At 63.1% G+C, this 22659-nt stretch carries 25 protein-coding genes; 16 read left to right on the plus strand and 9 right to left on the minus strand.

All coding sequences use genetic code 11. The annotated features are described in order from the left end of the window. Window positions 1–24 precede the first annotated feature (24 nt). The 3 genes from RN347_RS00780 to RN347_RS00790 all read left to right on the plus strand — a co-directional run bounded on the left by RN347_RS00780 (window position 25) and on the right by RN347_RS00790 (window position 2597). Complete coding sequence (locus tag RN347_RS00780; RefSeq protein ID WP_311959350.1) at window positions 25–1308, plus strand: TRAP transporter large permease; 1284 nt, start codon at window positions 25–27, stop codon at window positions 1306–1308. A 30-nt stretch (window positions 1309–1338) separates the two neighbouring features. Next, window positions 1339–1782: a universal stress protein gene (locus RN347_RS00785; protein WP_263585518.1), complete on the plus strand. Its 444-nt coding sequence runs from the start codon at window positions 1339–1341 to the stop codon at window positions 1780–1782. A gap of 122 nt (window positions 1783–1904) precedes the next feature. Further along, complete coding sequence (locus RN347_RS00790) at window positions 1905–2597, plus strand: FKBP-type peptidyl-prolyl cis-trans isomerase (RefSeq protein WP_263585517.1); 693 nt, start codon at window positions 1905–1907, stop codon at window positions 2595–2597. 77 nt (window positions 2598–2674) lie between these two features. On the opposite strand, the gene RN347_RS00795 is transcribed toward RN347_RS00790, so the two are convergent. After that, window positions 2675–3283: an SCO family protein gene (locus RN347_RS00795; protein ID WP_311959354.1), complete on the minus strand. Its 609-nt coding sequence runs from the start codon at window positions 3281–3283 to the stop codon at window positions 2675–2677. Between the two features lies 1 nt (window position 3284). Continuing rightward, window positions 3285–3785, minus strand: a complete 501-nt coding sequence (locus tag RN347_RS00800) for a hypothetical protein (RefSeq protein WP_311959357.1) — start codon at window positions 3783–3785, stop codon at window positions 3285–3287. Between the two features lie 135 nt (window positions 3786–3920). Between RN347_RS00800 and RN347_RS00805 the strand changes: the two genes are divergently transcribed. From RN347_RS00805 to RN347_RS00820, 4 genes are all read left to right on the plus strand, one after another. Next, entirely contained in the window at window positions 3921–4838 is a 918-nt protein-coding gene (locus tag RN347_RS00805; RefSeq protein WP_311959360.1) for an AEC family transporter, read from the plus strand. 272 nt (window positions 4839–5110) lie between these two features. Beyond that, window positions 5111–5248, plus strand: coding sequence for a DUF2256 domain-containing protein (locus tag RN347_RS00810; RefSeq protein ID WP_311959363.1), 138 nt, complete (start codon window positions 5111–5113; stop codon window positions 5246–5248). Window positions 5249–5438: 190 nt separating this feature from the next. Further along, window positions 5439–5966: a helix-turn-helix domain-containing protein gene (locus RN347_RS00815; protein ID WP_311959365.1), complete on the plus strand. Its 528-nt coding sequence runs from the start codon at window positions 5439–5441 to the stop codon at window positions 5964–5966. Further along, complete coding sequence (locus RN347_RS00820; RefSeq protein WP_311959367.1) at window positions 5963–7072, plus strand: MFS transporter; 1110 nt, start codon at window positions 5963–5965, stop codon at window positions 7070–7072. Before RN347_RS00815 ends, RN347_RS00820 begins: the two co-directional genes overlap by 4 nt. A 36-nt stretch (window positions 7073–7108) precedes the next feature. On the opposite strand, the gene trmB is transcribed toward RN347_RS00820, so the two are convergent. The 3 genes from trmB to thiS form a co-directional block, all read right to left on the minus strand. Then, complete coding sequence (gene trmB / locus RN347_RS00825; RefSeq protein WP_311959369.1) at window positions 7109–7861, minus strand: tRNA (guanosine(46)-N7)-methyltransferase TrmB; 753 nt, start codon at window positions 7859–7861, stop codon at window positions 7109–7111. 62 nt (window positions 7862–7923) lie between these two features. Further along, a complete protein-coding gene (locus RN347_RS00830) occupies window positions 7924–8718 on the minus strand; it encodes a thiazole synthase (protein WP_263585510.1) in 795 nt (264 codons plus the stop codon). A 26-nt stretch (window positions 8719–8744) separates the two neighbouring features. Then, window positions 8745–8966: a sulfur carrier protein ThiS gene (gene thiS / locus RN347_RS00835; RefSeq protein ID WP_252108149.1), complete on the minus strand. Its 222-nt coding sequence runs from the start codon at window positions 8964–8966 to the stop codon at window positions 8745–8747. Window positions 8967–9083: 117 nt separating this feature from the next. Between thiS and RN347_RS00840 the strand changes: the two genes are divergently transcribed. Beyond that, window positions 9084–9464, plus strand: a complete 381-nt coding sequence (locus RN347_RS00840) for a DUF423 domain-containing protein (RefSeq protein ID WP_263585509.1) — start codon at window positions 9084–9086, stop codon at window positions 9462–9464. Window positions 9465–9472: 8 nt separating this feature from the next. Here the strand turns inward: RN347_RS00840 and RN347_RS00845 are convergent, their stop codons facing one another. Then, window positions 9473–10480, minus strand: coding sequence for a LacI family DNA-binding transcriptional regulator (locus RN347_RS00845; RefSeq protein ID WP_311959371.1), 1008 nt, complete (start codon window positions 10478–10480; stop codon window positions 9473–9475). A gap of 393 nt (window positions 10481–10873) precedes the next feature. Between RN347_RS00845 and RN347_RS00850 the strand changes: the two genes are divergently transcribed. From RN347_RS00850 to RN347_RS00870, 5 genes are all read left to right on the plus strand, one after another. Beyond that, window positions 10874–11953, plus strand: a complete 1080-nt coding sequence (locus tag RN347_RS00850) for a sugar phosphate isomerase/epimerase family protein (protein WP_311959373.1) — start codon at window positions 10874–10876, stop codon at window positions 11951–11953. Further along, window positions 11946–13100 (plus strand): Gfo/Idh/MocA family oxidoreductase, encoded by a 1155-nt coding sequence (locus tag RN347_RS00855; RefSeq protein ID WP_311959375.1) that lies wholly within the window; start codon window positions 11946–11948, stop codon window positions 13098–13100. Before RN347_RS00850 ends, RN347_RS00855 begins: the two co-directional genes overlap by 8 nt. Further along, window positions 13093–14640, plus strand: coding sequence for a sugar ABC transporter ATP-binding protein (locus RN347_RS00860; RefSeq protein ID WP_263585505.1), 1548 nt, complete (start codon window positions 13093–13095; stop codon window positions 14638–14640). Before RN347_RS00855 ends, RN347_RS00860 begins: the two co-directional genes overlap by 8 nt. Beyond that, window positions 14637–15623 carry an ABC transporter permease gene (locus RN347_RS00865; RefSeq protein WP_263585504.1) on the plus strand — a complete coding sequence of 329 codons (987 nt, stop codon included), beginning with the start codon at window positions 14637–14639 and terminating at the stop codon, window positions 15621–15623. The genes RN347_RS00860 and RN347_RS00865 overlap by 4 nt, the downstream gene beginning before the upstream one ends. A gap of 77 nt (window positions 15624–15700) precedes the next feature. Continuing rightward, window positions 15701–16669: a substrate-binding domain-containing protein gene (locus tag RN347_RS00870; protein ID WP_263585503.1), complete on the plus strand. Its 969-nt coding sequence runs from the start codon at window positions 15701–15703 to the stop codon at window positions 16667–16669. 55 nt (window positions 16670–16724) lie between these two features. On the opposite strand, the gene RN347_RS00875 is transcribed toward RN347_RS00870, so the two are convergent. Both RN347_RS00875 and RN347_RS00880 read right to left on the minus strand, forming a co-directional pair. Further along, window positions 16725–17309 (minus strand): nucleotidyltransferase family protein, encoded by a 585-nt coding sequence (locus tag RN347_RS00875; RefSeq protein WP_311959379.1) that lies wholly within the window; start codon window positions 17307–17309, stop codon window positions 16725–16727. A 17-nt stretch (window positions 17310–17326) separates the two neighbouring features. After that, a complete protein-coding gene (locus RN347_RS00880) occupies window positions 17327–18298 on the minus strand; it encodes an XdhC family protein (protein WP_311959381.1) in 972 nt (323 codons plus the stop codon). 186 nt (window positions 18299–18484) lie between these two features. Here RN347_RS00880 and RN347_RS00885 point away from each other — a divergent pair, with 186 nt between their 5' ends. Genes RN347_RS00885 through paoC form a run of 3 tightly spaced genes read left to right on the plus strand, consistent with a single transcriptional unit; the run spans window position 18485 to window position 22170 of the window. Beyond that, complete coding sequence (locus RN347_RS00885; protein ID WP_311959383.1) at window positions 18485–19042, plus strand: 2Fe-2S iron-sulfur cluster-binding protein; 558 nt, start codon at window positions 18485–18487, stop codon at window positions 19040–19042. Next, entirely contained in the window at window positions 19039–19989 is a 951-nt protein-coding gene (locus RN347_RS00890; RefSeq protein ID WP_311959385.1) for a xanthine dehydrogenase family protein subunit M, read from the plus strand. Before RN347_RS00885 ends, RN347_RS00890 begins: the two co-directional genes overlap by 4 nt. Window positions 19990–19992: 3 nt before the next feature. Then, on the plus strand, window positions 19993–22170 hold the full coding sequence (gene paoC, locus RN347_RS00895; RefSeq protein WP_311959387.1) for an aldehyde oxidoreductase molybdenum-binding subunit PaoC: 2178 nt from the start codon (window positions 19993–19995) through the stop codon (window positions 22168–22170). Here the strand turns inward: paoC and RN347_RS00900 are convergent. Continuing rightward, the gene (locus RN347_RS00900) at window positions 22167–22583 is read right to left on the minus strand and encodes a PaaI family thioesterase (RefSeq protein ID WP_263585492.1); all 417 of its coding nucleotides are present in this window, start codon (window positions 22581–22583) and stop codon (window positions 22167–22169) included. The two genes, paoC and RN347_RS00900, sit on opposite strands and share 4 nt — an antisense overlap. Between the last annotated feature and the right edge of the window lie 76 nt (window positions 22584–22659).

Raw genomic sequence — 22659 nt, forward strand, 5'->3', positions numbered from 1 at the left:
GCCACGCGAGCTTAGGGGAACACGATGACGACGATAATGGTAGTGACCATGATCGCCCTGCTGCTGCTGGGCTTTCCCATGATGATTCCGCTAATCACCGCCGCGGTGATTGGCTTTTACATGATGTTCAACGGCTTTGGCCAGATGGATACGCTGATTCAGCAGATGATGGCGGGTATCCGGCCAGCCTCGTTGATTGCGGTGCCGATGTTCATTCTCGCCGCCGATATCATGACCCGCGGCCAGTCCGCCAACCGCTTGATCGAAATGGTGATGTCCTTCATCGGCCATATCAAGGGCGGGCTTGCGGTCAGCACCGCGGCGTCGTGCACGCTGTTTGGCGCGGTGTCCGGCTCGACCCAGGCAACGGTCGTGGCGGTGGGCTCGCCGCTTCGCCCTAGGATGCTGAAAGCGGGCTACTCGGACTCGTTTACGCTGGCGCTGATCATCAACGCAAGCGATATCGCGTTTTTGATTCCGCCGAGTATCGGCATGATCATTTATGGCGTTATTTCCGGCACGTCGATCGGCGAGCTCTTCATCGCCGGTATCGGGCCAGGACTTTTGATTCTTTTCATGTTTTCGGCGTACTGCATCGTTTATGCCATCGTCAGGGACGTCCCCACCGAGCCGCGCTCGAGCTGGAAGGCTCGGGCGCTTGCGGTGAAGGATGCGCTCTGGCCGCTGGGCTTCCCGGTCATCATCGTCGGCGGTATCTACGGCGGCGTGTTCAGCCCCACGGAAGCGGCGGCGGCCTGCGTGCTTTATGCGGTGCTTCTGGAGTTCGTAGTGTTTCGCTCGCTGAAAATGAGCGATATCTACACCATCGCCAAGTCCACCGGGCTGATCACGGCGGTGGTGTTCATTCTGGTGGCGGTGGGCAACGGCTTCTCCTGGGTCATCTCGTTTGCCCAGATTCCCCAGGCCATTCTCGAGGCGGTGGGCGTCAACGACGCCGGGCCGACCGGCGTTCTGATCGCTATCTGCGTATCGTTTTTCGTCGCCTGCATGTTCGTCGATCCGATCGTCGTGATTCTGGTGCTTACGCCGATTTTCGCGCCGGCGGTAGCCGCGACCGGCCTCGACCCGGTGCTGGTAGGTATTCTGATCACGCTGCAGGTGGCGATCGGTTCGGCGACGCCACCGTTTGGCTGCGATATCTTTACCGCGATCGCGATCTTCAAGCGCCCATACTGGGACGTGATCAAGGGCACGCCGCCATTCATCCTGATTTTGATCCTCGCCGCGGCGCTTTTGATCATGTTCCCGCAGATCGCGCTGTTTCTGCGCGACGTGGCCTTTCGCTAGGTGACCGGGTCATAAAAAGGGGAAAAACCCATGTTTCATCGTATTCTGGTACCGGTGGATGGCTCGAAGGGCGCGGTCAAGGCGCTCGAGAAAGCGGTAAGCCTGCATTTGTTGACCGGCGCGGAGCTCTACATGCTCTGCGTCTTCAAACATCACAGTCTGCTCGAGGCGTCGCTTTCCATGGTGCGCCCGAGCAAGCTCGATATTCCCGACGACGCGCTCAAGGAGTACGCCACGGAAATCGCCGTCTACGCCAAGGCGCTCGCGGTGGAGCTTGGTGCCGACGCCACCCGAGTGCGCGCTTTCGTCAAGGGTGGGCGCCCATCGCGCACCATCGTGCGCTTTGCGCGAAAGCGCGAGTGCGATTTGACCGTGATTGGCGCCCAGGGCACCAACGGCGACAAGAACCTGCTGCTGGGCAGCGTGTCACAGCGCGTTGCCGGGGCATCGCACTGTCCCACCCTGGTGGTGTAATCTTGAACCTGCAGTCTTAAACCTTTGGCCCGCAACGGGGTCTTAGCCCGACAGGCGTCGCGTACGCGTTTGCGACCCAGAATTTTCCAGCCGGCGCACAGCGTCTTGAAGAAGGTTTACATATGAAAGCAATGGTCTCTACAACGTTCAAAACCGCGGCTTTGACCGGGCTTCTTTTGGTGGCGCCGTTCGCCGCCGCCGAGCCGGAAACCGACGAACAGCGCCTGGCCTACAGCCTTGGGGTGACGCTTGGCGAAAGCATGCAGGCGGATATCGAGGATCTCGATATCGATACCTTCACAAGCGGCATGCGCGACGTGTTCGAAGGCAACGAGCTGGCGCTTTCCGAAGAAGAGATGATGGAAACCCTGGTCGCCTTCCAGCAGCGCTCCATGCAGGAGCGTGAAGAGCAGGCGGCGGAAATTGCCGAGATGAACCAGCAGGAAGGCGAGGAGTACCTGGCCGAAAACGCCGAGCGTGACGATGTCGAAGTCACCGAGTCTGGCCTTCAGTACGAAGTGCTCGAGTCCGGCGACGGCGAATCGCCCGGCCCCGAGGACACCGTCGAGGTGAACTACGAAGGTATGTTGCTCGATGGCACCGTGTTCGATAGCTCCTTCGAGCGCGGCGAGTCGGTCACCTTCCAGGTCAACCAGGTCATCGAAGGTTGGCAGGAGGCACTGCAGATGATGAGCGTCGGCGATAAGTGGATGATCTACATCCCCTCCGAGCTCGCCTACGGCGAAAACGGCCAGGGTCCGATCGGTCCCAACGAAATGCTCACGTTCCGCGTCGAGCTTTTAGGCATCGAGTGATCCCTTCCGCGCCTTGACCGCACTGCGCCGCCCTCGGGCGGCGCTTTTATGGCTGAAGGCTCAGTCAACGCCGCAGGCTAACCCGTGCCCCGCTCGAGCTCGCGATCCAGTGCCGACACCAGCGCCGACGGCGTGGGTGAATAAAGCACTCGCTCAAGAATCACTCCCTCCCGATTGACGAGAAAGAGCCCGGCGGTGTGATCCACGGTGTAGGCCATGGTGGAATCAGTCGCCTCCCTTCGCTGCCACACCACGCCGTAGCGCTTGGCGACATCTTCAAGCTCGTCGGGCGTGCCGACCAGGCCAATGAACTCGTCGCCAAAGGCGCTGACGTACTCGCGCAGTCGTGCCAGCGTATCGCGCTCGAGATCCACAGTGATCATCACCGGAACGATACGCTCACGGATCGACTCGTCGAACTGCGCCAGCGCCTGACGCTTCATCGCCAGCGTAATGGGGCAGACATCGGGACAGGACGTGTAGCCAAACGACACCACGGCGATCTGATCCTCGGTCAGGTGCGAAAGCGAGAAGGCGCCATCGGTGGAGGCCATGGTGATCGGTCCGCCGCGCGGCGCCTCACTGTTTTGCCCGGCGCCTGTCAGTAGTAGCGCCAGCGCGCCAAGCCCGACAAGCGCCAAAAGCAGCGCCGCGATCACACCGCGGCGTCTGAGAAGTGCGTGCATGCTAACTCCGGGTAACCTCGAAATCGAACCAGCTGCCGATTTTGCCGCCAGGCGTGGTCACTACCACCCGCGCCCGCCAGGCCATGACGGCCTGAGTGCAGAGCCCGACCTGCCCCTGGCCGTGGAAGTGGCCCGGCGCGGTGGTGATCAGATCGAAATGGTGGCGCCCCATCGCCATGTCGCGGCCGATGAATTCAACGCTTGCCTGGCGCGCCGGCACGCCCTGGACGATCACCTCGAGCGGCAAAACGTTGAGCGCCTCGATGGGGCCGTCCACGTCCACCGCGAAGCTCAGCACACCGTCATTCAACTGCGCCGAGCAGGCGCTGGTGTGCAGCTCGCACCCAGGGTCGGGCGCGAACCAGGTAATCTCGCTGTCGTCGCGCAGCCAGCTGTTCAAGCCGTACGCCAGGCACGCCATCAGCGCCAGGGCGGTGACCAGCATGAGGACGTTGAGCAGCGGAAAAGCGCGAGAAGGTTCCGACGGGGTTGGCTTGTTCATGGCAGCGTTGGCTTGTTCATGGCAAAAGCGTCACGATACGACCACAGGGCAGAGAAGATACTGCATGGTAGCAGCTAAGCGTTGCCGGCGAGCGGTCAGGATGTCGCACGTCGTGCGTAAATTGAAGGAGCATCGATGAACAGCATTACCGGAGCGCTGGGGCCGCTCTTTCTCTTGATTCTTCTGGGCGGGGTCATCGGCTACCGGCGCTGGCCGAGCCTTGAGTTCTGGGCGCAGATGGAAAAACTCATCTATTTCGTGCTGTTCCCCGCCATGCTGGTGGCAACGCTTGCCACGGCGGACGTAAGCCAGGTACCCGTGGCAAGGCTTGCGGCGGTGCTGCTTGGGGCGATTGGGCTCATGACAGGGCTGCTCTGGGGGCTGCGCTCGTGGATTCGACTGGACGCACCGGCGTTCACGTCCGTGTTTCAGGGCGCGATTCGCTTCAACACCTACGTGGGGGTGGCCGGCGCCGGAGCCCTGCACGGAAGCGTCGGGGTGACCACCGCGGCGGTCGCGGTGGCGGTCATGGTACCGGTGGTCAATATTCTCTGCGTGGCGAGCTTTATCCGCGCCGGCACGCTAGGGCAGGCGAGCCTTGGCCAGAGCGCGCTGACGCTTTTGAAGAACCCGCTGATTCTGGCCTGCCTGGCGGGAATCTTTTTAAACATGAGCGGCATTGGCCTGCCCGGCTGGAGTGGCAGCGCCGCCGAGCTATTGGGCCGCGCTGCGCTGCCGCTGGGGCTGGTGGCGGTAGGCGTGGCGCTTCGCCCGGCGGCGCTGTGGCGCCTGGACCGCGGCACGTTGACCACCAACGTGGCCAAGCTGTTGCTCATGCCGCTGGTCGTGTTGCTGCTCGCCTGGGTTCTGGGCCTCGACCCCTTGAGTCGCGACGTGGCGCTTTTGTTTGCCGCGCTGCCCACGGCCACCTCGGCCTATATTCTGGCCCGCCAGCTGGGCGGCGACGCGGAGCTGATGGCCGCGATCATCACCGGACAAACGCTTTTAGCCATGCTGACGCTGCCGCTGTGGCTCAAACTGGCTGGCGTGTAAAAATAAATAAAAAGTATTCGCATTTGTGTTGACGGGGTAAATGAGAATTATTATATTGTCCTTGCTGGCGTTTGATGAGACGTCACAACCAGGACAGCGGGACTTTTTCTGTCATGGTTTCTCCCTCTCATTGCTAGTCACGGTCTTTTGCCACTCCTCGGGAGTGGCTTTCTTTTTTGGTGCCTCCCGAAAATTTTAAGCGCTGACTGCCCCGTCGGCGGGTGCAACGTGTCTAGACTGAGGCGACACCCCGTACGCGAGCCCGCTTTCTCATGGCCCATAAAAAGCCCCACCTTCCGACCAAGATCTGCCCCGTCTGCCAAAAACCCTTCACCTGGCGCAAGAAGTGGGCACGCGACTGGGACAACGTCGTCTACTGCTCCGAGCGCTGCCGGCGTCAGGGCGTTTAAACCCTTCCCGCCTCGATACCCGTTTTTTTCGAGTGGTGTGCTCACTCAAGAGTTATCTATCCATCAAACACTTGCGTGCTCATGGCGTTTTTAGCGCGCCTTGGGCGCAGGCGGCTACGGCGATATCGTTTGACGGTGTAAAATGATCGTTTTACATTGAGTGTGTGGTTCCATTCAAAGGAGACGCACAATGGACATAATGAGCAAACTCGTTGCCGCCTCGGAAGCGCTGTTCGACCGCCACGGTTTTACCGCCACCGGCATGGATAAGTTGACCAAAAGCGCGGGTATCTCGAGCCGCACGCTCTATAAACACGCGGGCAGCAAGAATGCGTTGATTGCCAGTGTGCTTGGCGAACGTGACAAGCGCTTTGCCCGTCGGCTGGAGGTCGATAGCATCGATGCGCTGTTCAAGGCGCTGGAAGATTGGGCGCGGGTGGAAGGGGTGCGCGGCTGCCTTTTCCTGCGCGCTTATGGAGAGACCGGCGGCGACTCCCCGGAAATCGTCGAGGCCGTGCTGGCTCATAAAGCCCGCGTGGCGGACAAGATCGCCGAGCTGGTCATCGTGGAAACGCGCCAGAGCGACAACGCTGATCTAGTCGAGCAGATCATCGTGCTTTTTGAGGGGGCGACGGCCGCTGCGATCTATCGCGGTGAGCAATCGGTAGTCGCCGCGCGGATGGCGGCCGTTACGCTGCTCGAGCGTCACCGCTTGTGAGCCCCGCACTGACGCTCGGCGCATGCGGCTTTGGCTTGATTGCGGTGTGCTACGGCTTTGCGCGCTTTGCTTTCGGGCTGTTTCTTCCGCAAATCGATGCCGAGCTTTCCCTTTCCACAAGCCTCAGCGGGTTCATTTCCGGCGGCGCTTTTCTTGGCTACTGTGTCGCCATCGTCGCGTCTGCCTACTTGACCGAGCGGCTGGGGCCTCGGCTTGTGGCCATCGGCGCGGCGCTGGTAGCAGGGATTGGCATGCTAGGAATTGTCATGGCGACGTCGGCCTGGTGGTTAGCCCTGGCGGTGATGCTGGCGGGCTCGAGTACCGGGCTTGCCTCGCCGCCCATGGCTGCGGCGGTGGACAGGGTCGTAGCGCCCAAACGTCAAAGCCTGACCAATACCGTGATCAACGCCGGCACCGGGGCGGGTGTGGTCCTGTCAGGCTCGATGGCACTCTGGATGGAGGATTGGCGTCTGGCCTTCGCGGGATTTGCCGCGACGGCGCTTCTGCTTTCGGTGGCGGTCGCGTTCAGCGTACCCGGTGGCAAGCACAAGGCCGGTGCGAAGGTGGGGAAGGTGTCGCTCAATGCGCTGCTAATCCGCTTGATCATGGCATCGTTTTTGATGGGAGCCGCCAGTACCGCGGTGTGGTCGTTCGGCGGCCAGCTTTTGGCGCTACGCCTCGATTGGGGCCATACCGGCAGCGGACTCTTGTGGATCGCGATCGGCGGTGCGGGAATGGCAGGCGCATTTGCGGGGGCGCTGATCACCCGATTCGGGATCAACCCGATACACCGGATCTTCCTAGCGGCGCTTGCGTTGGGAGTATTCATGGTGGGAATGGTCAACACGACGCCGGCGATGGCGCTCATCGGCGGGCTGCTCTTCGGCATGGCTTATATCATGCTGACCGGCGTCTATCTGGTATGGGGCATTAACGCGCTGCCCGAGCGCCCTGCCACTGGGCTGATGGTCGGTTTTCTGACCATCGCGGTCGGGCAAACGGCGGGCGCGCCGGTGTTCGGGATGATGATGGATCAACTGGGCGCCACCACCGCCGTTGTGGCATTTGCAGGTCTTACGCTGACCGCGGCTTGGGCGCGGGGCTAACGTTCAGGCCGCAGGCCCTGGCCACTCACTTTTGGTTCAAGGCGTTTTTCGGTAAATCAGATCCCACACGCCGTGGCCGAGCTTCTCGCCGCGCGCTTCGAACTTGGTCAGCGGGCGGAAATTGGGGCGTGGCACGAAAGGCGCGGTATCGGCGTTGGCGGTATTGGCATAGCCGGGCGCGGCTTCCATCACCTCGGCCATCCACTCGGCGTAGGCTTCCCAGTCCGTGGCCATGTGGAAAAAGCCGTTCGGCTTAAGCCGGGTGCGGATTAGCTCCACAAACGCGGGTTGAACGATGCGCCGCTTGTGATGCTTCTTCTTCGGCCAGGGGTCGGGGAAGAAGAGCTGCACGGTATTGATCGACCCCGCCGGCAGGCACTCTTCCAGCACGCGCAAAGCATCTTCGCGGTAGACGCGCAGGTTGGTGAGCCCCAGCTTGTCGGCTTCATCGAGCAGCTTGCCCACCCCCGGCGCGTGCACCTCGATACCGATAAAATCGGTGTCCGGGTGGGTTTTGGCCTGTTCGATCAGAGAGTTACCCATGCCAAAACCGATCTCGACCACGCAGGGGGCTTTCCTGCCGAACAGCGCATATAGATCCTGCGGGCCGTCTTCCAGCGCGAGGCCAAGGCGCGGCCAGACGTCTTCGAGGCCGCGGGTCTGGGCCGGCGTCATGCGCCCGGCGCGAATCACGTAGCTTTTAATGCCGCGGCGGTGAAGCGGCGCGTCCTGACTTTCGGGCCCGGTGGTGCCAGCGTTATCGGACGGGGTGGCGTTGTTCTCGGTCATGGGGTCTCGGCAAGGGTTCTCGAATAGGGCATCAAACTAGTTCTTGAAAATAAAGCGTCGAATCAGCCGTTGATACGGCCGGCAAAGGGCGTGGACGCCTCGGCGGCGCCTCGGCGTGCCATGCGACCGGCCAGAAAGGCGTCGCGGCCGGCCTCGACGGCAAGCTTCATGGCGCGGGCCATGCGCAGCGGCTCGCGGGCGTGGGCGATGGCGGAGTTGAGCAGCACGCCGTCGCAGCCAAGCTCCATGGCGATCGCCGCTTCCGAGGCGGTACCGATGCCGGCGTCCACCAGCACCGGCACGCTCGACTGCTCGACGATCAGGCGAACGTTGTAAGGGTTCTGGATGCCGTGGCCAGAGCCGATCAAGGACCCCAGCGGCATGATCGCGCAGCAGCCGATCGCCTCGAGCTCGCGGGCAACGATCGGGTCATCGCTGGTGTAAACCATGACGTCGAAGCCGTCGTCGATCAGCGTTCTGGCAGCGGCGAGCGTTTCCACCACGTTGGGGTAGAGCGTGGTGTCGTCACCAAGCACTTCAAGCTTGACCAGGTTGTGGCCGTCGAGCAGCTCGCGAGCGAGGCGGCAGGTGCGTACCGCGTCTTTCGCCGTGTAACAGCCGGCAGTGTTGGGCAAAAGCGTATAGCGGCTGGGCGGAATCACGTCCAACAGGTTCGGCGCATCGGCGTTTTGACCCAGGTTGGTACGGCGTACGGCGAAGGTGACGATCTCGGCGCCGCTTTCGGCGACGGCCTGGCCGGTTTCCGCCATGTCCTTGTACTTGCCGGTACCGACCAGAAGGCGCGAGCCAAACGTGCGCCCGGCGACGGTAAACGGCGTATCGTGGTGTGTAGTCATGGGTAATCCTTGAGCGCGAAAAAGAGCTAGCCGCCGCCGATGGCGTGGACGACTTCGATCTGATCGCCTTCGTTGAGCGCGGTGGCGTCGAGCTGGCTTTTGGGTACGATCTGCTCGTTGATCTCGACGGCGATGCGCCGCCCGGTCAAGCCCAGCTGAGCGATCAGATCCGCCGCCGTCTGCCCTTGATTAATGGCGTAAGGTTCGCCGTTGAGCCTAAGCTCTATGGGTGCATTAGGGGTAGACATGAACGATGAGTATCCCTTGATAAGCCAAATATCCCCTATTGTAGCGGTTTAGCGCCGTGCAAGGTATGTCACCTGTGATATGAAAGGGGTCGAACCGACAACGGTAAGGAGCGTTACGTGCAGCAAGCCGATAAAGCATGGTGGTGTTGGGTCGCAGTCTCCGGTGCGCTGATGGTGGCGCTCGGCGCTTACGCCGCCCACGGGCTGGCCGCGCGGGCCAGCAGCGACATGGTCAGCGCCGTGGAAACCGGCGTGCGCTACCAGGCCTGGCATACGCTGGCGATGCTGGCGGTGCTGGTGTGGCGCGCCCAGCGCCCGCGTGCGGGCCAGCGGCTGGTGCTCACGCTCTGGCTGCTGGGCACGCTCGGTTTTTGCGGCTCACTCTACGCCATGGCGCTTTTCGGCCTGAATGTGGGGGTCGTCACGCCCATTGGTGGAGTGGCGCTGATCGGCGGATGGCTGGCACTTTTGCTGGTGGTGGCGATCGCGCGGGATTAGCGCGCTTTTCAAATAACCCCAGGCCGGGCGGTACTTTGGCGCACGATCAGGCGGGTCTCCAGCACCTGTTGGCGCTCGACCGGCTCATCACGAATGAGCCCAAGCAGCAGCTGCATCGCCTTTTGCCCGATGTCGGGGCGCGGCTGGCTGATGGTAGTGAGTTCCGGGTCGCAGTACTCGCTCAGACGAATGTTGTCGAAGCCGACAATCGACAGATCTTTCGGTATCGCAAGACCGAGTTGGCGCGCCGCCTTGAGCACGCCGATGGCCATTTCATCGCTGTGGCAGAAAATCGCCGTGGGCCGGTGCCTGGACGGGGTCAGCAGTTCAAGGCCCTGGGCATAGCCCGAGTGGACGCCAAAATCTCCGGCCTGGGTGCGCGCCGTGTTCAACAGGTCGTGGGCGGTTAGCGTATCGCGGTAGCCACGTTCGCGCTCGAGGCAGATCGGATTGTTAGCGGGCCCGCTGATCGTCGCGATGTAGCGATGGCCCAGCGAAATCAGGTAGTCGATCGCCTGACAGGCGGCCCGGTAGTTATCCACCGTGACGGTGGGCAGATCGATATCGCTGAAAAATTCGCAGGCCATGACCAGCGGAAAGCGCGCCTGGCGGCAGGCACTTTCCACCAGTGTTCGAGGCACGTCAGCGGTGAGCAACAGCACGCCGTCGGCCTGGTTGGCGGGGAGCAGATCGAAGTAGGCCTCGGCGCGGCCAGGGTCGCGCTCGCAGTCGCCGATCAGAATCTGATACCCGGCCTGATGGGCGACCTCTTCGATGCCGTTGATGATCTCGGAGAAAAAGGGGTTCGAGATATCCGGCAGCAGCGTGACGATGGTTTTGGACTCCCGGCGGCGCAGGCTGCGCGCGGCGCCGTTGGGCGTATAGCCCACCTGAGCGATCGCGCGGGCAACACGGGCGCGCGTCGCCTCGCTGACCTTTTCCGGGGTGGCCAGCGCTCGCGACACCGTAGCGGTGGAGCAGCCGGCCACACTTGCGACTTCCTTGATCGTACTCATGGCAGGTATCTGGATAAAGGGGCGGTAGCTTAACGCAGCTGGGCGCCTGGCGGTAACGTCTGCTGTCACCTGGCCGCGCCTTTGCCCTTCAGCGCGCAAGCGCGAGCGTGTGTCACTGTAAACGATTGCACAAAAGCGCCAAGTGAGACAGCCGTTTTCAGGATAAAGACGAGCTGAAAACGGCTTTTTCCTTTTTAAAGCTCATACTTTGGTCGCTATGGCGTTTCGGGTTTTACTCGATTATTTGTTACTAATCATAAAGTTATAAATTAATTTCGCCATTCAACGAACAATGGTCTGACTTGACCGGTAAAAAGGCCTTTGCTGCAATGTAATCCATTACATCGAGTCGTCACATCGGACGTTTATAACGACAATAAGTCAGGAAGCCGCATGAAAACGATCAAGGGCCCCGCCCTCTTTTTGGCGCAGTACGTCAGCGACGAGCCGCCCTTCAATACGCTGGACGGTATCGCGGGCTGGGCGGCCTCCATGGGATTCAAGGCGGTGCAGGTTCCGAGTTGGGACACGCGGCTGATCGATCTTGCAAAAGCCGCCGGCGATCTCGGCTACTGTAACGAGATCAAGGCGACGCTAGCGCGTCACGGTCTGCACATCAGCGAGCTCTCCTGTCATCTGCAGGGCCAGCTGGTGGCGGTACATCCGGTGTACGACACGCTGTTTGACGGCTTCGCGCCTAAAGCGCTGCACGGTGACCCGGACGCTCGCCAGGCCTGGGCGGTAGAGCAGCTCAAGCTGGCCGCTCGCGCCAGCGCCAATCTTGGGCTCGACGCCGTCGGCACGTTTTCCGGCGCGCTCCTGTGGCCGTTTCTTTACCCCTGGCCGCAGCGCCCGCCGGGACTGGTCGAAGAGGGGTTTGATGAACTCGCCCGGCGCTGGCGTCCGATTCTCGATGTTTTCGATACCGAAGGGGTGGATCTTTGCTTCGAGATTCATCCGGGCGAAGATCTGCACGACGGCGCCACCTTCGAGCGCTTTCTCGAGGCCGTCGATCATCATCCGCGCTGCCATATTCTCTACGATCCTTCGCACCTTTTGCTTCAGCAGCTCGACTACCTCGCCTTTTTGGATCGCTACCACGCGCGCATTCGCATGTTTCACGTCAAGGATGCCGAGTTTAATGCGACGGCAAGCCAGGGTGTGTACGGCGGCTACACCTCCTGGGTCGAGCGCGCCGGGCGTTTTCGCTCGCTGGGTGACGGCCAGGTCGACTTCAAGGGCATTTTCACGAGGCTCGCCCAGTACGATTTCGAGGGCTGGGCGGTGATCGAGTGGGAGTGCGCGCTCAAGCATCCGGAGCAGGGGGCGCTGGAAGGGGCGCGGTTTGTGGCCGAACACATCATTCTCGTCACCGATCGGGCATTCGACGACTTCGCCGATGCCAAAACCGATCAAGGCGCCAACCGCGCGCTGCTCGGCCTCGGCGCCGTCCAGGCCGCCCGCCATGAGTGATTCAATGCCAGGACGCCTGCGCGTGGCCATGATGGGCGGTGGCCCGGGTGCGTTCATCGGCGCGGTGCACCGCTCGGCGCTGCGTCTGGACAATCGTTTCGAACTGCTCGCCGGCGTGTTTTCGTCGAACCATGAGCGCAACCGGCAAAGCGCTCGAGCGCTCTATATCGACCCGGCGCGCTGTTACGCCAACGTGAGCGCGCTGATTGCGGGCGAGGCGGCCAGAGAGGACGGCGTCGAGGCGCTCATCATCGTGACGCCCAATCATCTGCACTTCGACGCTGCGATGGCGGGCCTCGAGGCGGGGCTTCACGTGATATGTGAAAAGCCCATGACCATGACCGCCACCGAGGCTGTGGCGTTGAAAAAGGCGGCCTCGCAAAGCGCGGGGCACTTTCTGCTGACCCACACCTATGCGGGCTATCCGATGATACAGCACGCCCGCGAGCTGGTGGCGCGCGGCGAGTTGGGCGCGCTGCGTCACGTGCAGGTGGAGTACGTGCAGGAGTGGCTGAGCGAGGCCCAGGGGGAGGAGAACCGCCAGGCGAGCTGGCGAACGGACCCGGCAAAGGCCGGCGCGGCCGGGTGTCTGGGCGATATCGGCGTTCACGCCTTTCAGCTGGCGCAGTTCGTCAGCGGTCTGAAAGTAGCGGATGTAAGCGCCTCGCTCACCACCGCCGTGGCCGGACGCGCGCTCGACGACAGCGTGCAGGCGCTGCTGCGCTTTGAGTCCGGCATCAGCGGCATGCTCTGGGCCAGCCAGTGCGCCCCGGGTTTCGAGAACGAGCTGAGCATTCGCGTCGTGGGCGAGAAGGCGAGCCTTGCCTGGGCCCAGGAGAGTCCCAACGAACTCTGGCTCAAGCCACTCAATGCCCCGGGCCAACGCCTGACCCGCCGCGATGATGCGGTAAGCGAGCAGGTGGCGCGCAGCGTTCGCCTTCCCGGCGGCCATCCGGAGGGCTATATCGAAAGCTTCGCCAATCTCTACCAGCGCTTCGCCGACGGCATACAGGCAGGCGCCCCGCCGGAGTGGCTTCCGGGTATCGAGGACGGCGTCGACGGTATGCGCTTCATCGAGGCGACGATCGCCTCCAGTCGAAAGGACGGCGTGTGGACTGCGCTTGGCGGGGGTGAGAGCGATGGCTGAGCCGCTTTTGCGCCTTGAGGGAATCGGTAAGTCTTTCGGGCCCGTGACGGTGCTCGACGATATCAACCTCGACATTGCCCAGGGCGAAGTGCTGGGTATTCTGGGCGAGAACGGAGCCGGCAAGTCGACGCTACTGAAGATCATCAGCGGCATTTACACGCCAAGCGTGGGGCGTATTCACATGGGCGGAAACGCGTTCGACGCGCTGGATCCCATCAGTGCCCGACGCCTGGGCGTGGCGATGATTCCCCAGGAGTTCAATCTGGTGGCCACGCTCAAGGTGTACGAGAACGTGTTTCTGGGTCAGGAGCTTCGCCGCGGCGGTTTTCTGGACCACACCCGTATGCGCGCGCAAACGCGCGCGCTGCTCGACTCGCTCGAAGTACACCTGGACCCGAACCAGACCATCGAGCGCCTGAGCGTAGCGCAAAAGCAGATGGTCGAGGTGGCCCGGGTGCTCGTCAACGACGCGCGGGTGGTGATCCTTGACGAGCCCACCACGGTGCTCACGAGCCACGAAACCGCGGTGCTGTTTCGCGTGGTGAAGGCGCTGGTCGACAAGGGTGTGACGGTGCTGTTCATCTCCCACAAGCTGCGCGAAGTAAAGGCCCTTTGCGACCGCCTCTTGATTCTGCGCGATGGCCGCCAGGTCGAGCACTGCGCCGTGGCGTCCATGAACGAAGAGGATATGGCGCGCAAGATGGTGGGCCGCGAGCTGGCGCAAATCTTTCCCGACAAGCCGGCCGGCGACGTGCCCCACCAAGCGCCGGCGCTGGCCGTGCGCGGGCTCTGTGTGGAGGGTGTACTGCACGATATCGATTTCGAGGTGCACCGGGGCGAAATACTGGGCCTCGCCGGACTGGTCGGCGCCGGGCGCACCGAAATCGCCGAGACGATCATGGGGCTTCGTCGTAAAAGCGCAGGCGAGCTTCTCATCGATGGCGAGCCGGTCACGCTCAAATCCCCCCGCGACGCCCACGCCCGCGGGCTTGCCTATCTTTCCGAGGATCGCCAGGGCAAGGGCCTGCAGCTCTCCTTTAACGTGATGCAAAACGTGACCGACCTGAGCCTGGCGCGCTACGTACGCGGGTTGATTCGCCACGGCCAGGAGCGCAAGCGCGCCGAGGAGTATCAGGCACGGCTGTCGATCAAGGCGGCCCACCTGGCCGCTCCGGTGGGGCTTTTGAGCGGCGGCAACCAGCAGAAGGTGTATTTTGCCAAGCTGCTCGATATCGAGCCGGATATTTTACTGCTCGACGAGCCCACTCGCGGTATCGATATCAGTGCCAAACAGCAGATCTATCGCCTGATTCGCGAGCTCACCGCCCAGGGCAAGGCGGTGGTCGTGATCTCCTCCGAGCTCGAGGAGATCATTGGACTGGCCGACCGGGCGCTGGTGATTCGCCAGGGACGTGTGGCGGCCACGCTGGAAGGCGACGACATCAACGAGGAGCGCATCATGCTCTACGCCGCCGGCGCCTGGGAGGCGGACACCGAGCGCCGGGCAGATAACGCATTATCACAAGGAGTGCGCCCATGAATCCGCTACCCCAACGCACCACGCCGCTGGCCCAGCGGTTTCGGCGCCTCCCCTGGAACGCCGCGATTCTGGCGCCTTTGGTGGCGCTGATCGTTCTGTTCGTGGTCTCGTCCTTTGCCAGCGAGTACTTTCTCAATACGCGCAACCTCTCCAACGTGCTGCGCCAGGTCTCTTATACCGGGATCATCGCCATCGGCATGACCTTCGTCATCATTGCCGGCGGTATCGACCTTTCCGTGGGCTCGATGGTGGCGCTGGTCGGGGTGGCGGTACTTTATGTGCTCAATACCATCACCGACCCGCTACAAGCGGTGATTCTCGCCATGCTCGCCGCAGTGGTGGGTGGCGCGCTATTGGGGCTGTTCAACGGGCTTCTGGTGACGCGCGGGCGCATCGCCGCCTTCGTGGTGACGCTGGCCACCATGTCGATCTTTCGCTCGCTGGCGCTTTACTTCACCGACGCCGCCGAGGTCACCACGCGCAACCCGCTGTTCTCGGAGGTGGGCGGCGGCTTCGTACTCGGGATACCGATTCCGGTATGGACGTTTTTCCTGCTGGCAATGGTCTCGCACGTGCTGCTGTTTCATACCGCGTTTGGTCGCCACGTGTGCGCTGTAGGCGCCAACGCGCAGGTTGCGCGCTACTCGGGCATTCGCGTCGAGCGGATGGTGCTCTCGACGTTTTTGATCGCTGGGGTGTGCGTCGGGCTCTCTGCCATCATGCTGACCTCGCGGCTCAATTCGGTGAGCCCGAGCGACGCGGGCTATTTTTACGAGCTCGATGCGATCGCCGCGGTGGTGATCGGCGGCACTGCGCTTTCCGGCGGGCGGGGCACCGTGTGGGGCACAGTGATCGGTGCTTTGATTCTCGGCATCATCAACAACATGCTGAATCTCACCGGCGTTTCGCCCTACCTTCAGGGGTTGGTGAAAGGCGCGGTGATCCTGCTGGCGGTGCTTCTACAGTACAAGCGCGCGCCCTAGATCAGACCCGGCTTGGGCCGGTTTATAACGGGCAAGGCGGTGTCTTGCTCACTTCGCATGCAGACGGGGTTATAACAATGAAACTGACACGCGTACTACAAAAGACAGCGCTGGCAACGGCTTTGATGGGAACCGCACTCAGCGCCAGCGCTCAGGAGTACCACATCGGGGTGACCGTGCCCGCCGCCGAGCATGGCTGGACCGCCGGGCTTTCGTGGTGGGCCCAACAGGCCACCGAAGAGCTTGCCGAAAAGCATCCGGACGTGAGCTTCACCGTGCTGTCCGCCAACTCCGGTACGGCCCAGGTCGCCAACGTCGAGGATTTGATGATCCGCAACCTGGATGCGCTGGTGATCCTGCCCTACAACCCGGCCACGCTGCAGGCGGTGATTAGTGAGGCGTACGAGGAGGGGATCTACACGGTGGTAGTCGACCGTGAGCTTGAAACGCCGGCGCAGAACGTCTTTATCGCCGGTGACAACCCGGGCCTTGGTGAGCAGGCCGCGCGCTATATTGCCGAAGAGCTTGGCGGCGAGGGCAATCTTTTGGTGCTCGAAGGCCCGCCGATTCCCATCAATAGCCAGCGCGTCGATGCCTTCAACCAGGTCATGGAGAACTACCCGGGCATCAATATTCTGGCCTCACAAAATACCGACTGGAACGCTCAGCAGGCGCTCAGCGTGACCGAGGATCTGTTGGGCAGCAACCCGGAGGTCGATGCCATCTGGGCCGGTGACGACGATGTGCTGGTCGCCGCGCTTCAAGCCATCGAAGAGAACAGCCGCGACGATATCCAGCTCGTGGTAGGCGGCGGCGGCTCGCAGCGAGTGATCGAGATGATTCGCGACGACCATCCAATGGTCAAGGGCACCGTGACCTACCCGCCGAGCATGATTGCCTCGGCGATCGCGCTGGCCGTGCACGGCGTGAAGGGTGAGCGTTTGGGCGATATGTACCATGGCGTGCCGTCGCGCATGATTCTCGCCGCGGACTTGATCACCGCCGACAACGTCGAGGAGTATCTTGAACCCGACGCCGCCTATTGATTCGCGATAATGGTTGGTCGTCGCCCCGTTCGCCTTCGCGGATGGGGCGTACGCGTCATGAACGAGGCAAATCCGCCGGGCAGTCAATATCCATTGCAATGCCGGCATCATCGACCGGCAATACCCGATGATGCGCCGCGTTGGCTTGTAGCACGGCTCTCGCGCCCTCGCCGCCGGAAAGCCGGGCCAGCGCCGGCCAGAAGTCGCGACCGAACAGTACCGGGTGGCCCGATCTCTCGTTGAGGCTGGGGGAGACGATGATATTCGGCGCACTCATGTCCATCAGCGCGGTAAAGGTGCCGCGCTGGATATAGGGCATATCGCCGAGCAGCACGGCAGCGGCCTGGATGTCCGACACGGAAGGATCCTCGAGCAGCGCCCCGAACGCCTCGCCGATACTCGCCCCCAGGCCGTGACGGGCGCTTTTCACGCGAATCAGCGCGCACTCCTCGATGCCGGTGGGCGCATCCTCCTCGCGCACCACGACCCTAAGGCTTGAAAACGTGCCCCGAGCGTTGGCCAGGCTTGCGATCAGCAGCGAGCGGCCGTCACCGAGCACCGCGTCGCGTTTGTCCGCCGCGCCAAAGCGGCGCGAGTAACCCGCCGCCATCATCAGCGCCATGATCTTGTCTCGCTGCACGTTTCAAGGCTCCTTGATCAAAGCGCATCCATCGTTTTCCCATGCTGCACGCGCACGATATCCGCCATCACCGCCAGCGCGATCTCGGCAGGCGTCTTGCTGCCAAGTGCTAGCCCAATGGGCATATGGATACGGGCGATCTGCGCTTGACTCAAACCGCCGGAACGCGCCAAACGCTCGGCGCGGGCGTTGGAGGTGCGCTGTGAGCCCATCACGCCGATATAAAACGCTTGGGTGCGCACCGCTTCCATCATCGCCAGGTCGTCGATGCGCGGGTCGTGGGTGAGTGCCACCACCGCGGTAGCGCCGTGGCAGGTCTGGCTCGAGATATAGGTCGAGGGCAGGGTGGTTCTGACCTCGGCGCCGGGCACGTTGAACGCTTGGCAGGCGGCCTCATTCGGGTCGCAGACGATCACCTCGAAACCCAGCGTGACGGCAAAGGACGCGCAGGGCGCCGTAATCGGTGAAACCCCTGCGATCACTAGCCGGTGCGCCGGCGAGACACGCAGGTGGATGACGTCATCCTCGATTTCGACCCGCGGCCCGACCGGCGGGGCTGGGTGAAACGCGTGCTCACCGCGTTGAGTATCGACCCGGCGAATTAGCGGCTCGTGGCCCTGGAGCGCCTCCCGGAGCCTGACCAGGTGTGCGCGGGTGTCCGGCGTCGGCGCCAAGCGCTCGATGAGCACGTCCAGCGCCCCGCCGCAGGGCAGCGCCACGTTGGGCACGGCGTTTTCGCCGTCGCCGTAGCGGGTCAGGGTGATCGGGGCATCAAAAGCGCCGCGGCCCAGGCGTTCGAGAAAATCCTCCTCCACGCAGCCGCCGGAGAGCGAGCCTGCGTGCTCGCCGCGCCCGTTCGCACAAAGCCAGGACCCCGGCGACCGCGGGGAGGAGCCGAAGGTGTCGAGCACCGTGCAGAGCCATATCGTCTCGCCTTCATCGCACCACGCAAGCGCTTGCTCGATGACCTTCAGATCCAGATGTTGCATGAAAGGATGCGTTCCTCGTGAAGCGGCGCCGGGCCGCGCGGGTGGGAGTCGTTAGTGTAGCGTAGACCAGTCAACGATCCTTGATGTGGGTTATCGGATGCGTTGGGCCGAGCGCGCCGATTGTGACTATGCTTAACCGGTCATGACCGTGACCCGGCATCGGAACATAATTAAAGGCAATGAAAAATGACCTCTACGACGACGTTCGAGAAGCCACGTTTGAGCGCTCAAACGCGCTCAAACGTTGCTTTGACCATCAACGGCCAGCGCCACGCGCTAACGCTTGATAATCGCACCACGCTGCTGGACGCCCTGCGCGAGCATTTGAATCTCACCGGCTCCAAGAAAGGCTGCGATCACGGCCAGTGCGGCGCGTGTACGGTGAACATCAACGGCGAGCGGGTGAACGCCTGCCTGACACTGGCCGTCATGCACGAAGGTGACGAGATCACCACCATCGAAGGCGTCGGCGACGTCGAGCATCTGGACCCGATGCAGCAGGCGTTCATCGATAATGACGCCTTCCAGTGTGGCTACTGCACGCCGGGCCAGATCTGCTCGGCGAAAGCGACGCTCGAGGAAATTCGCGCGGGTATCCCGAGCCACGTCACCGATGACCTGGCGGGACCCATCGAGATCACCGACGACGAAATTCGCGAGCGCATGTCCGGTAATCTTTGCCGCTGCGGCGCCTACGCCAACATTCTCAAGGCCATTCAACAGGTTGCCAAGGAGCGCGCATGAAAGCCTTTTCCTTTGAGCGCATCGACGATGCCGCCCAGGCGGCGGCGCGCGCCTTCGAGGTGCCGGGCAGCAAATTCATCGCCGGCGGCACCAACCTGCTGGATCTGATGAAGCACGAAATCGAAGTGCCGCCGCACCTGATCGATATCACCCACGCGGGACTCGATGCCATCACCGCCACCGACGACGGCGGGCTCAAGATCGGCGCGATGGTCAGCAACACCGCGCTCGGGGCAGACGAGCGCATCAAGCGCGACTATCCGGTGCTCAGCCGCGCGCTCTTCGCCGGCGCCTCCAGCCAGCTGCGTAACAAGGCCTCGACCGGCGGCAACCTTCTGCAGCGTACTCGCTGCCCGTACTTTTTCGACCCAAAAATGCCCTGCAATAAGCGCGAGCCGGGCGCCGGCTGCGCCGCCCTCGACGAGGGCGCCGACACCCGCCAGCTTGGCGTGATTGGTACCTCGGATCACTGTATTGCCACCCACCCGTCGGACATGGCGGTCGCCCTTCGCGTACTCGACGCCGAGGTGGAAACCATCGACCCCGAGGGCCAGACTCGGCGGCTGAGTCTCGACGAGTTCTATCAGCTTCCTGGCGACACGCCGGAGGTGGAGAACGCGCTCACGCCCGGCGAGATCATCACCGGCGTGGTGCTGCCCGCCCCAGTCGGCGGCAAGCAGCGCTACTTCAAGGTGCGCGACCGCGCGTCTTATGCCTTTGCGCTGGTGTCGGTGGCGCTGATCGAGCAGGAAAACGGCGAAGGGCGCGTGGCGCTGGGTGGGGTGGCGCCCAAACCCTGGCGGCGCGAGAACGCCGATGCCGAGCTTGCCAACGGCGCCAAAGCCGTCATGGAGAAGCTGCTGGAAGGTGCCCGCCCAACCGAAGACAACGCCTACAAATTGACGCTTGCCGAACGCACGCTGGCGGCTCTGCTGGCCAAGGAGTGATGTATGGATTTTAACCAGTCAGTCGACGAGAACCTGTTCGACCGTGCGCGCATCATCGGCAAGCCCCACGCCCGCATCGACGGCGCGCTGAAGGTCACCGGCACCGCGCCCTACGCCTACGAGCGCAACGACGTGGTAGAGAATCACCTGGTGGGCTATCCGCTGGGCGCGAGCATCGCCAAGGGGCGCATTACCCGCATGGACGCCACGGCGGCGCGCAACGCCGACGGCGTGGCGGCGGTAATCACCGCGCTCGACATCGACGAGCTGCCCCGCCCGGCCAGCAACGACGCCAAGCTTTTTGGCGGCGATATCGTCGAGCACTACCACCAGGCGATCGCCGTGGTGGTCGCCGATACCCTTGAGCAGGCCCGCGCGGCGACGTCGCTCATCGAGGTGGAGTACGAACAGACCCCGGGCACCTTCGATCTGGACGATGCCTGGAAGCGGCTTCAGGATCGCGACGTGATTTCAGAAGTGGGTGACGTGGACGCCGCGTTCGAGCGCGCCGAGGTCACGATGGATGAGACCTACCACACCGCTTCTCAAAGCCACGCGATGATGGAGCCTCACGCGACCATCGCCGACTGGTCTGAGGGCAAGCACCTGACGCTCTGGACCTCGAACCAGATGATCGAGTGGTCCCGCCAGGGGCTTTCGAAGATTTTCGGCATCGACGCCGACACCATCCGCCTGGAGAGCCCGTTTGTCGGCGGCGGCTTCGGCGGCAAGCTCTGGGTGCGCGCCGACGCGGTGCTGGCCGCGCTCGCCTCCCGTGAGACCAAACGCCCGGTGAAGGTCGCGTTGCCGCGCCCGTTCATTTTCAACAACGCCACCCACCGCTCCGGCACCGTCCAGCGCCTGCGCATCGCCGCGAACAAGGACGGCCGCATCACCGCCTTCGATCACTCGGCGATCTCCCACACCCTGCCGGGCGGCGCCGGCGAGGACGCGGTGAACCAGACGCGCTGCTTCTACGCTGGCGAAAGCCGCCGCACCGCGCACCACGCCATCGACATGAACCTGCCGGAATCCGCCGACATGCGCGCGCCCGGTGAGGCCTCGGGGCTGGCAGTACTGGAAATCGCCATGGACGAGATGGCCGAGAAGCTCGGCATGGATCCGGTCGAGTTTCGCATCCTCAACGACACCCAGGTCAACCCGGAAGAGCCGCACAAGCGCTATAGCGACCGCCACTTCGTCGAGTGCCTGCAAAAAGGCGCCGAAGTGTTCGGCTGGAGCGAGCGCAACAAGACGCCGGGAAGCAAGCGCGAAGGGCAGTGGCTGATCGGCCAGGGCGTGGCCGGCGCCTACCGCGGCGCGATCACCATGGACTCCGGCGCCCGGGTGCGCGTGAGCGAGGGCAAGCTGGTCGTCGAGACCGACATGACCGATATCGGCACCGGCTCCTACACCATTCTCGCCCAAACCGTGGCGGAAACCATGGGCGTCACGATGGACGAAGTAGACGTACGTTTGGGTAACAGCGCTTACCCGGTGTCGTCCGGCTCCGGCGGCCAGTTCGGCGCGGCAAGCTCGACGGCGGGCGTCTACGCGGCGTGTTTGGCGCTGCAAAAAGAGATCGGCAAGCGCTTGAACGTCGAGTCGCCGCGCTTCGAGAACGGCCGCGTACTGGCAGGCGACCAGGACGTGGGGCTTTTCGAGCTCGACGGCGAAGAGCTCATCGGCGAGGACACGCTGCACTTCGGCGACTTCCAGGACGAGATGGAGCTGGGCACCTTCGGCGCACACTTCGTCGAGGTGGCGGTGCACGCCTACACCGGCGAGACGCGGCTTCGCCGGATGCTCTCGGTCTGTGACGCCGGGCGCATTCTCAACCCGACTACCGCGCGAAGTCAGGTGCTCGGCGGCATGGTGATGTCGATTGGGGCGGCGCTCTCGGAAAGCCTCAACATCGACACGACCCGCGGCTTTTTCACCAACCACGATCTGGCGGGCTACGAGATTGCGGTGCACGCGGATATCCCGGAGCAGGAGGTGGTCTTCCTCGATACGCTGGACGGCGCCGCGACGCCGCTCAAGGCCAAGGGGGTAGGCGAGCTCGGCATCTGCGGCGGCGCGGCGGCGGTGGCGAACGCCATGTACAACGCCACCGGCATCCGCCTGCGCGACTACCCGCTGACGCTGGATCGCATGCTCGACCGGCTGCCCGCGATCTAATCCTTGATCGGCAGGGCGTAGCTTGCGACGACGTGCGCCACCGGGCGCGCGTCGTCGCTGGCTGAAAATACCTGCACTTCCCCTACGCCCATGCGCCGGCCGAGCTTGATCAGCCGGGCGTGGGCAATGATGTCGTGCTCGCCGGAGGCAGCGCGCAGAAAGTGGCAGTTCAGATCGCTGGTCACCGCCATCGGCTCCGGGCCGATCTGGCCCAGGATCGCCACGTACAGCGCCACGTCGGCAAAGCCCATTATCGTCGGCCCGCTCACCCGCGGGCCGGGGCGCAGATGCTCGTGGCCAATCGTCAGGCGCATCGTCGCGCGCATCTCGCCGACGCTCTCCACCCGGCCCATGCGCTGGGGAAATACCTCGTCCAGAAACTGCTCGATCTCGTCGACGGTCATGGCGGTCATTGTTGTTGTCTCCGTGTTCGGTGAAGGATGGGTGCAACGATGCCACAAAAAAGCCCCGGGCACTTGCCCGGGGCTC

This window comes from Halomonas sp. PAMB 3264 (genome assembly GCF_031954245.1).
In the GTDB taxonomy this organism is placed as follows: domain Bacteria; phylum Pseudomonadota; class Gammaproteobacteria; order Pseudomonadales; family Halomonadaceae; genus Vreelandella.

Bases quoted from the DNA above. Each gene is read 5' to 3' on its own strand.
- RN347_RS00865 (WP_263585504.1), top strand. From the start codon at position 14,637: ATGAATCCGCTACCCCAACGCACCACGCCGCTGGCCCAGCGGTTTCGG.
- RN347_RS00900 (WP_263585492.1), bottom strand. From the start codon at position 22,583: ATGACCGCCATGACCGTCGACGAGATCGAGCAGTTTCTGGACGAGGTA.
- RN347_RS00785 (WP_263585518.1), top strand. From the start codon at position 1,339: ATGTTTCATCGTATTCTGGTACCGGTGGATGGCTCGAAGGGCGCGGTC.
- RN347_RS00885 (WP_311959383.1), top strand. From the start codon at position 18,485: ATGACCTCTACGACGACGTTCGAGAAGCCACGTTTGAGCGCTCAAACG.
- RN347_RS00780 (WP_311959350.1), top strand. From the start codon at position 25: ATGACGACGATAATGGTAGTGACCATGATCGCCCTGCTGCTGCTGGGC.
- RN347_RS00795 (WP_311959354.1), bottom strand. From the start codon at position 3,283: ATGCACGCACTTCTCAGACGCCGCGGTGTGATCGCGGCGCTGCTTTTG.
- thiS (WP_252108149.1), bottom strand. From the start codon at position 8,966: ATGTCTACCCCTAATGCACCCATAGAGCTTAGGCTCAACGGCGAACCT.
- RN347_RS00860 (WP_263585505.1), top strand. From the start codon at position 13,093: ATGGCTGAGCCGCTTTTGCGCCTTGAGGGAATCGGTAAGTCTTTCGGG.
- RN347_RS00790 (WP_263585517.1), top strand. From the start codon at position 1,905: ATGAAAGCAATGGTCTCTACAACGTTCAAAACCGCGGCTTTGACCGGG.
- RN347_RS00870 (WP_263585503.1), top strand. From the start codon at position 15,701: ATGAAACTGACACGCGTACTACAAAAGACAGCGCTGGCAACGGCTTTG.
- RN347_RS00805 (WP_311959360.1), top strand. From the start codon at position 3,921: ATGAACAGCATTACCGGAGCGCTGGGGCCGCTCTTTCTCTTGATTCTT.
- RN347_RS00815 (WP_311959365.1), top strand. From the start codon at position 5,439: ATGGACATAATGAGCAAACTCGTTGCCGCCTCGGAAGCGCTGTTCGAC.
- RN347_RS00855 (WP_311959375.1), top strand. From the start codon at position 11,946: ATGAGTGATTCAATGCCAGGACGCCTGCGCGTGGCCATGATGGGCGGT.
- RN347_RS00810 (WP_311959363.1), top strand. From the start codon at position 5,111: ATGGCCCATAAAAAGCCCCACCTTCCGACCAAGATCTGCCCCGTCTGC.
- paoC (WP_311959387.1), top strand. From the start codon at position 19,993: ATGGATTTTAACCAGTCAGTCGACGAGAACCTGTTCGACCGTGCGCGC.
- RN347_RS00800 (WP_311959357.1), bottom strand. From the start codon at position 3,785: ATGAACAAGCCAACCCCGTCGGAACCTTCTCGCGCTTTTCCGCTGCTC.
- RN347_RS00850 (WP_311959373.1), top strand. From the start codon at position 10,874: ATGAAAACGATCAAGGGCCCCGCCCTCTTTTTGGCGCAGTACGTCAGC.
- RN347_RS00845 (WP_311959371.1), bottom strand. From the start codon at position 10,480: ATGAGTACGATCAAGGAAGTCGCAAGTGTGGCCGGCTGCTCCACCGCT.
- trmB (WP_311959369.1), bottom strand. From the start codon at position 7,861: ATGACCGAGAACAACGCCACCCCGTCCGATAACGCTGGCACCACCGGG.
- RN347_RS00830 (WP_263585510.1), bottom strand. From the start codon at position 8,718: ATGACTACACACCACGATACGCCGTTTACCGTCGCCGGGCGCACGTTT.
- RN347_RS00880 (WP_311959381.1), bottom strand. From the start codon at position 18,298: ATGCAACATCTGGATCTGAAGGTCATCGAGCAAGCGCTTGCGTGGTGC.
- RN347_RS00890 (WP_311959385.1), top strand. From the start codon at position 19,039: ATGAAAGCCTTTTCCTTTGAGCGCATCGACGATGCCGCCCAGGCGGCG.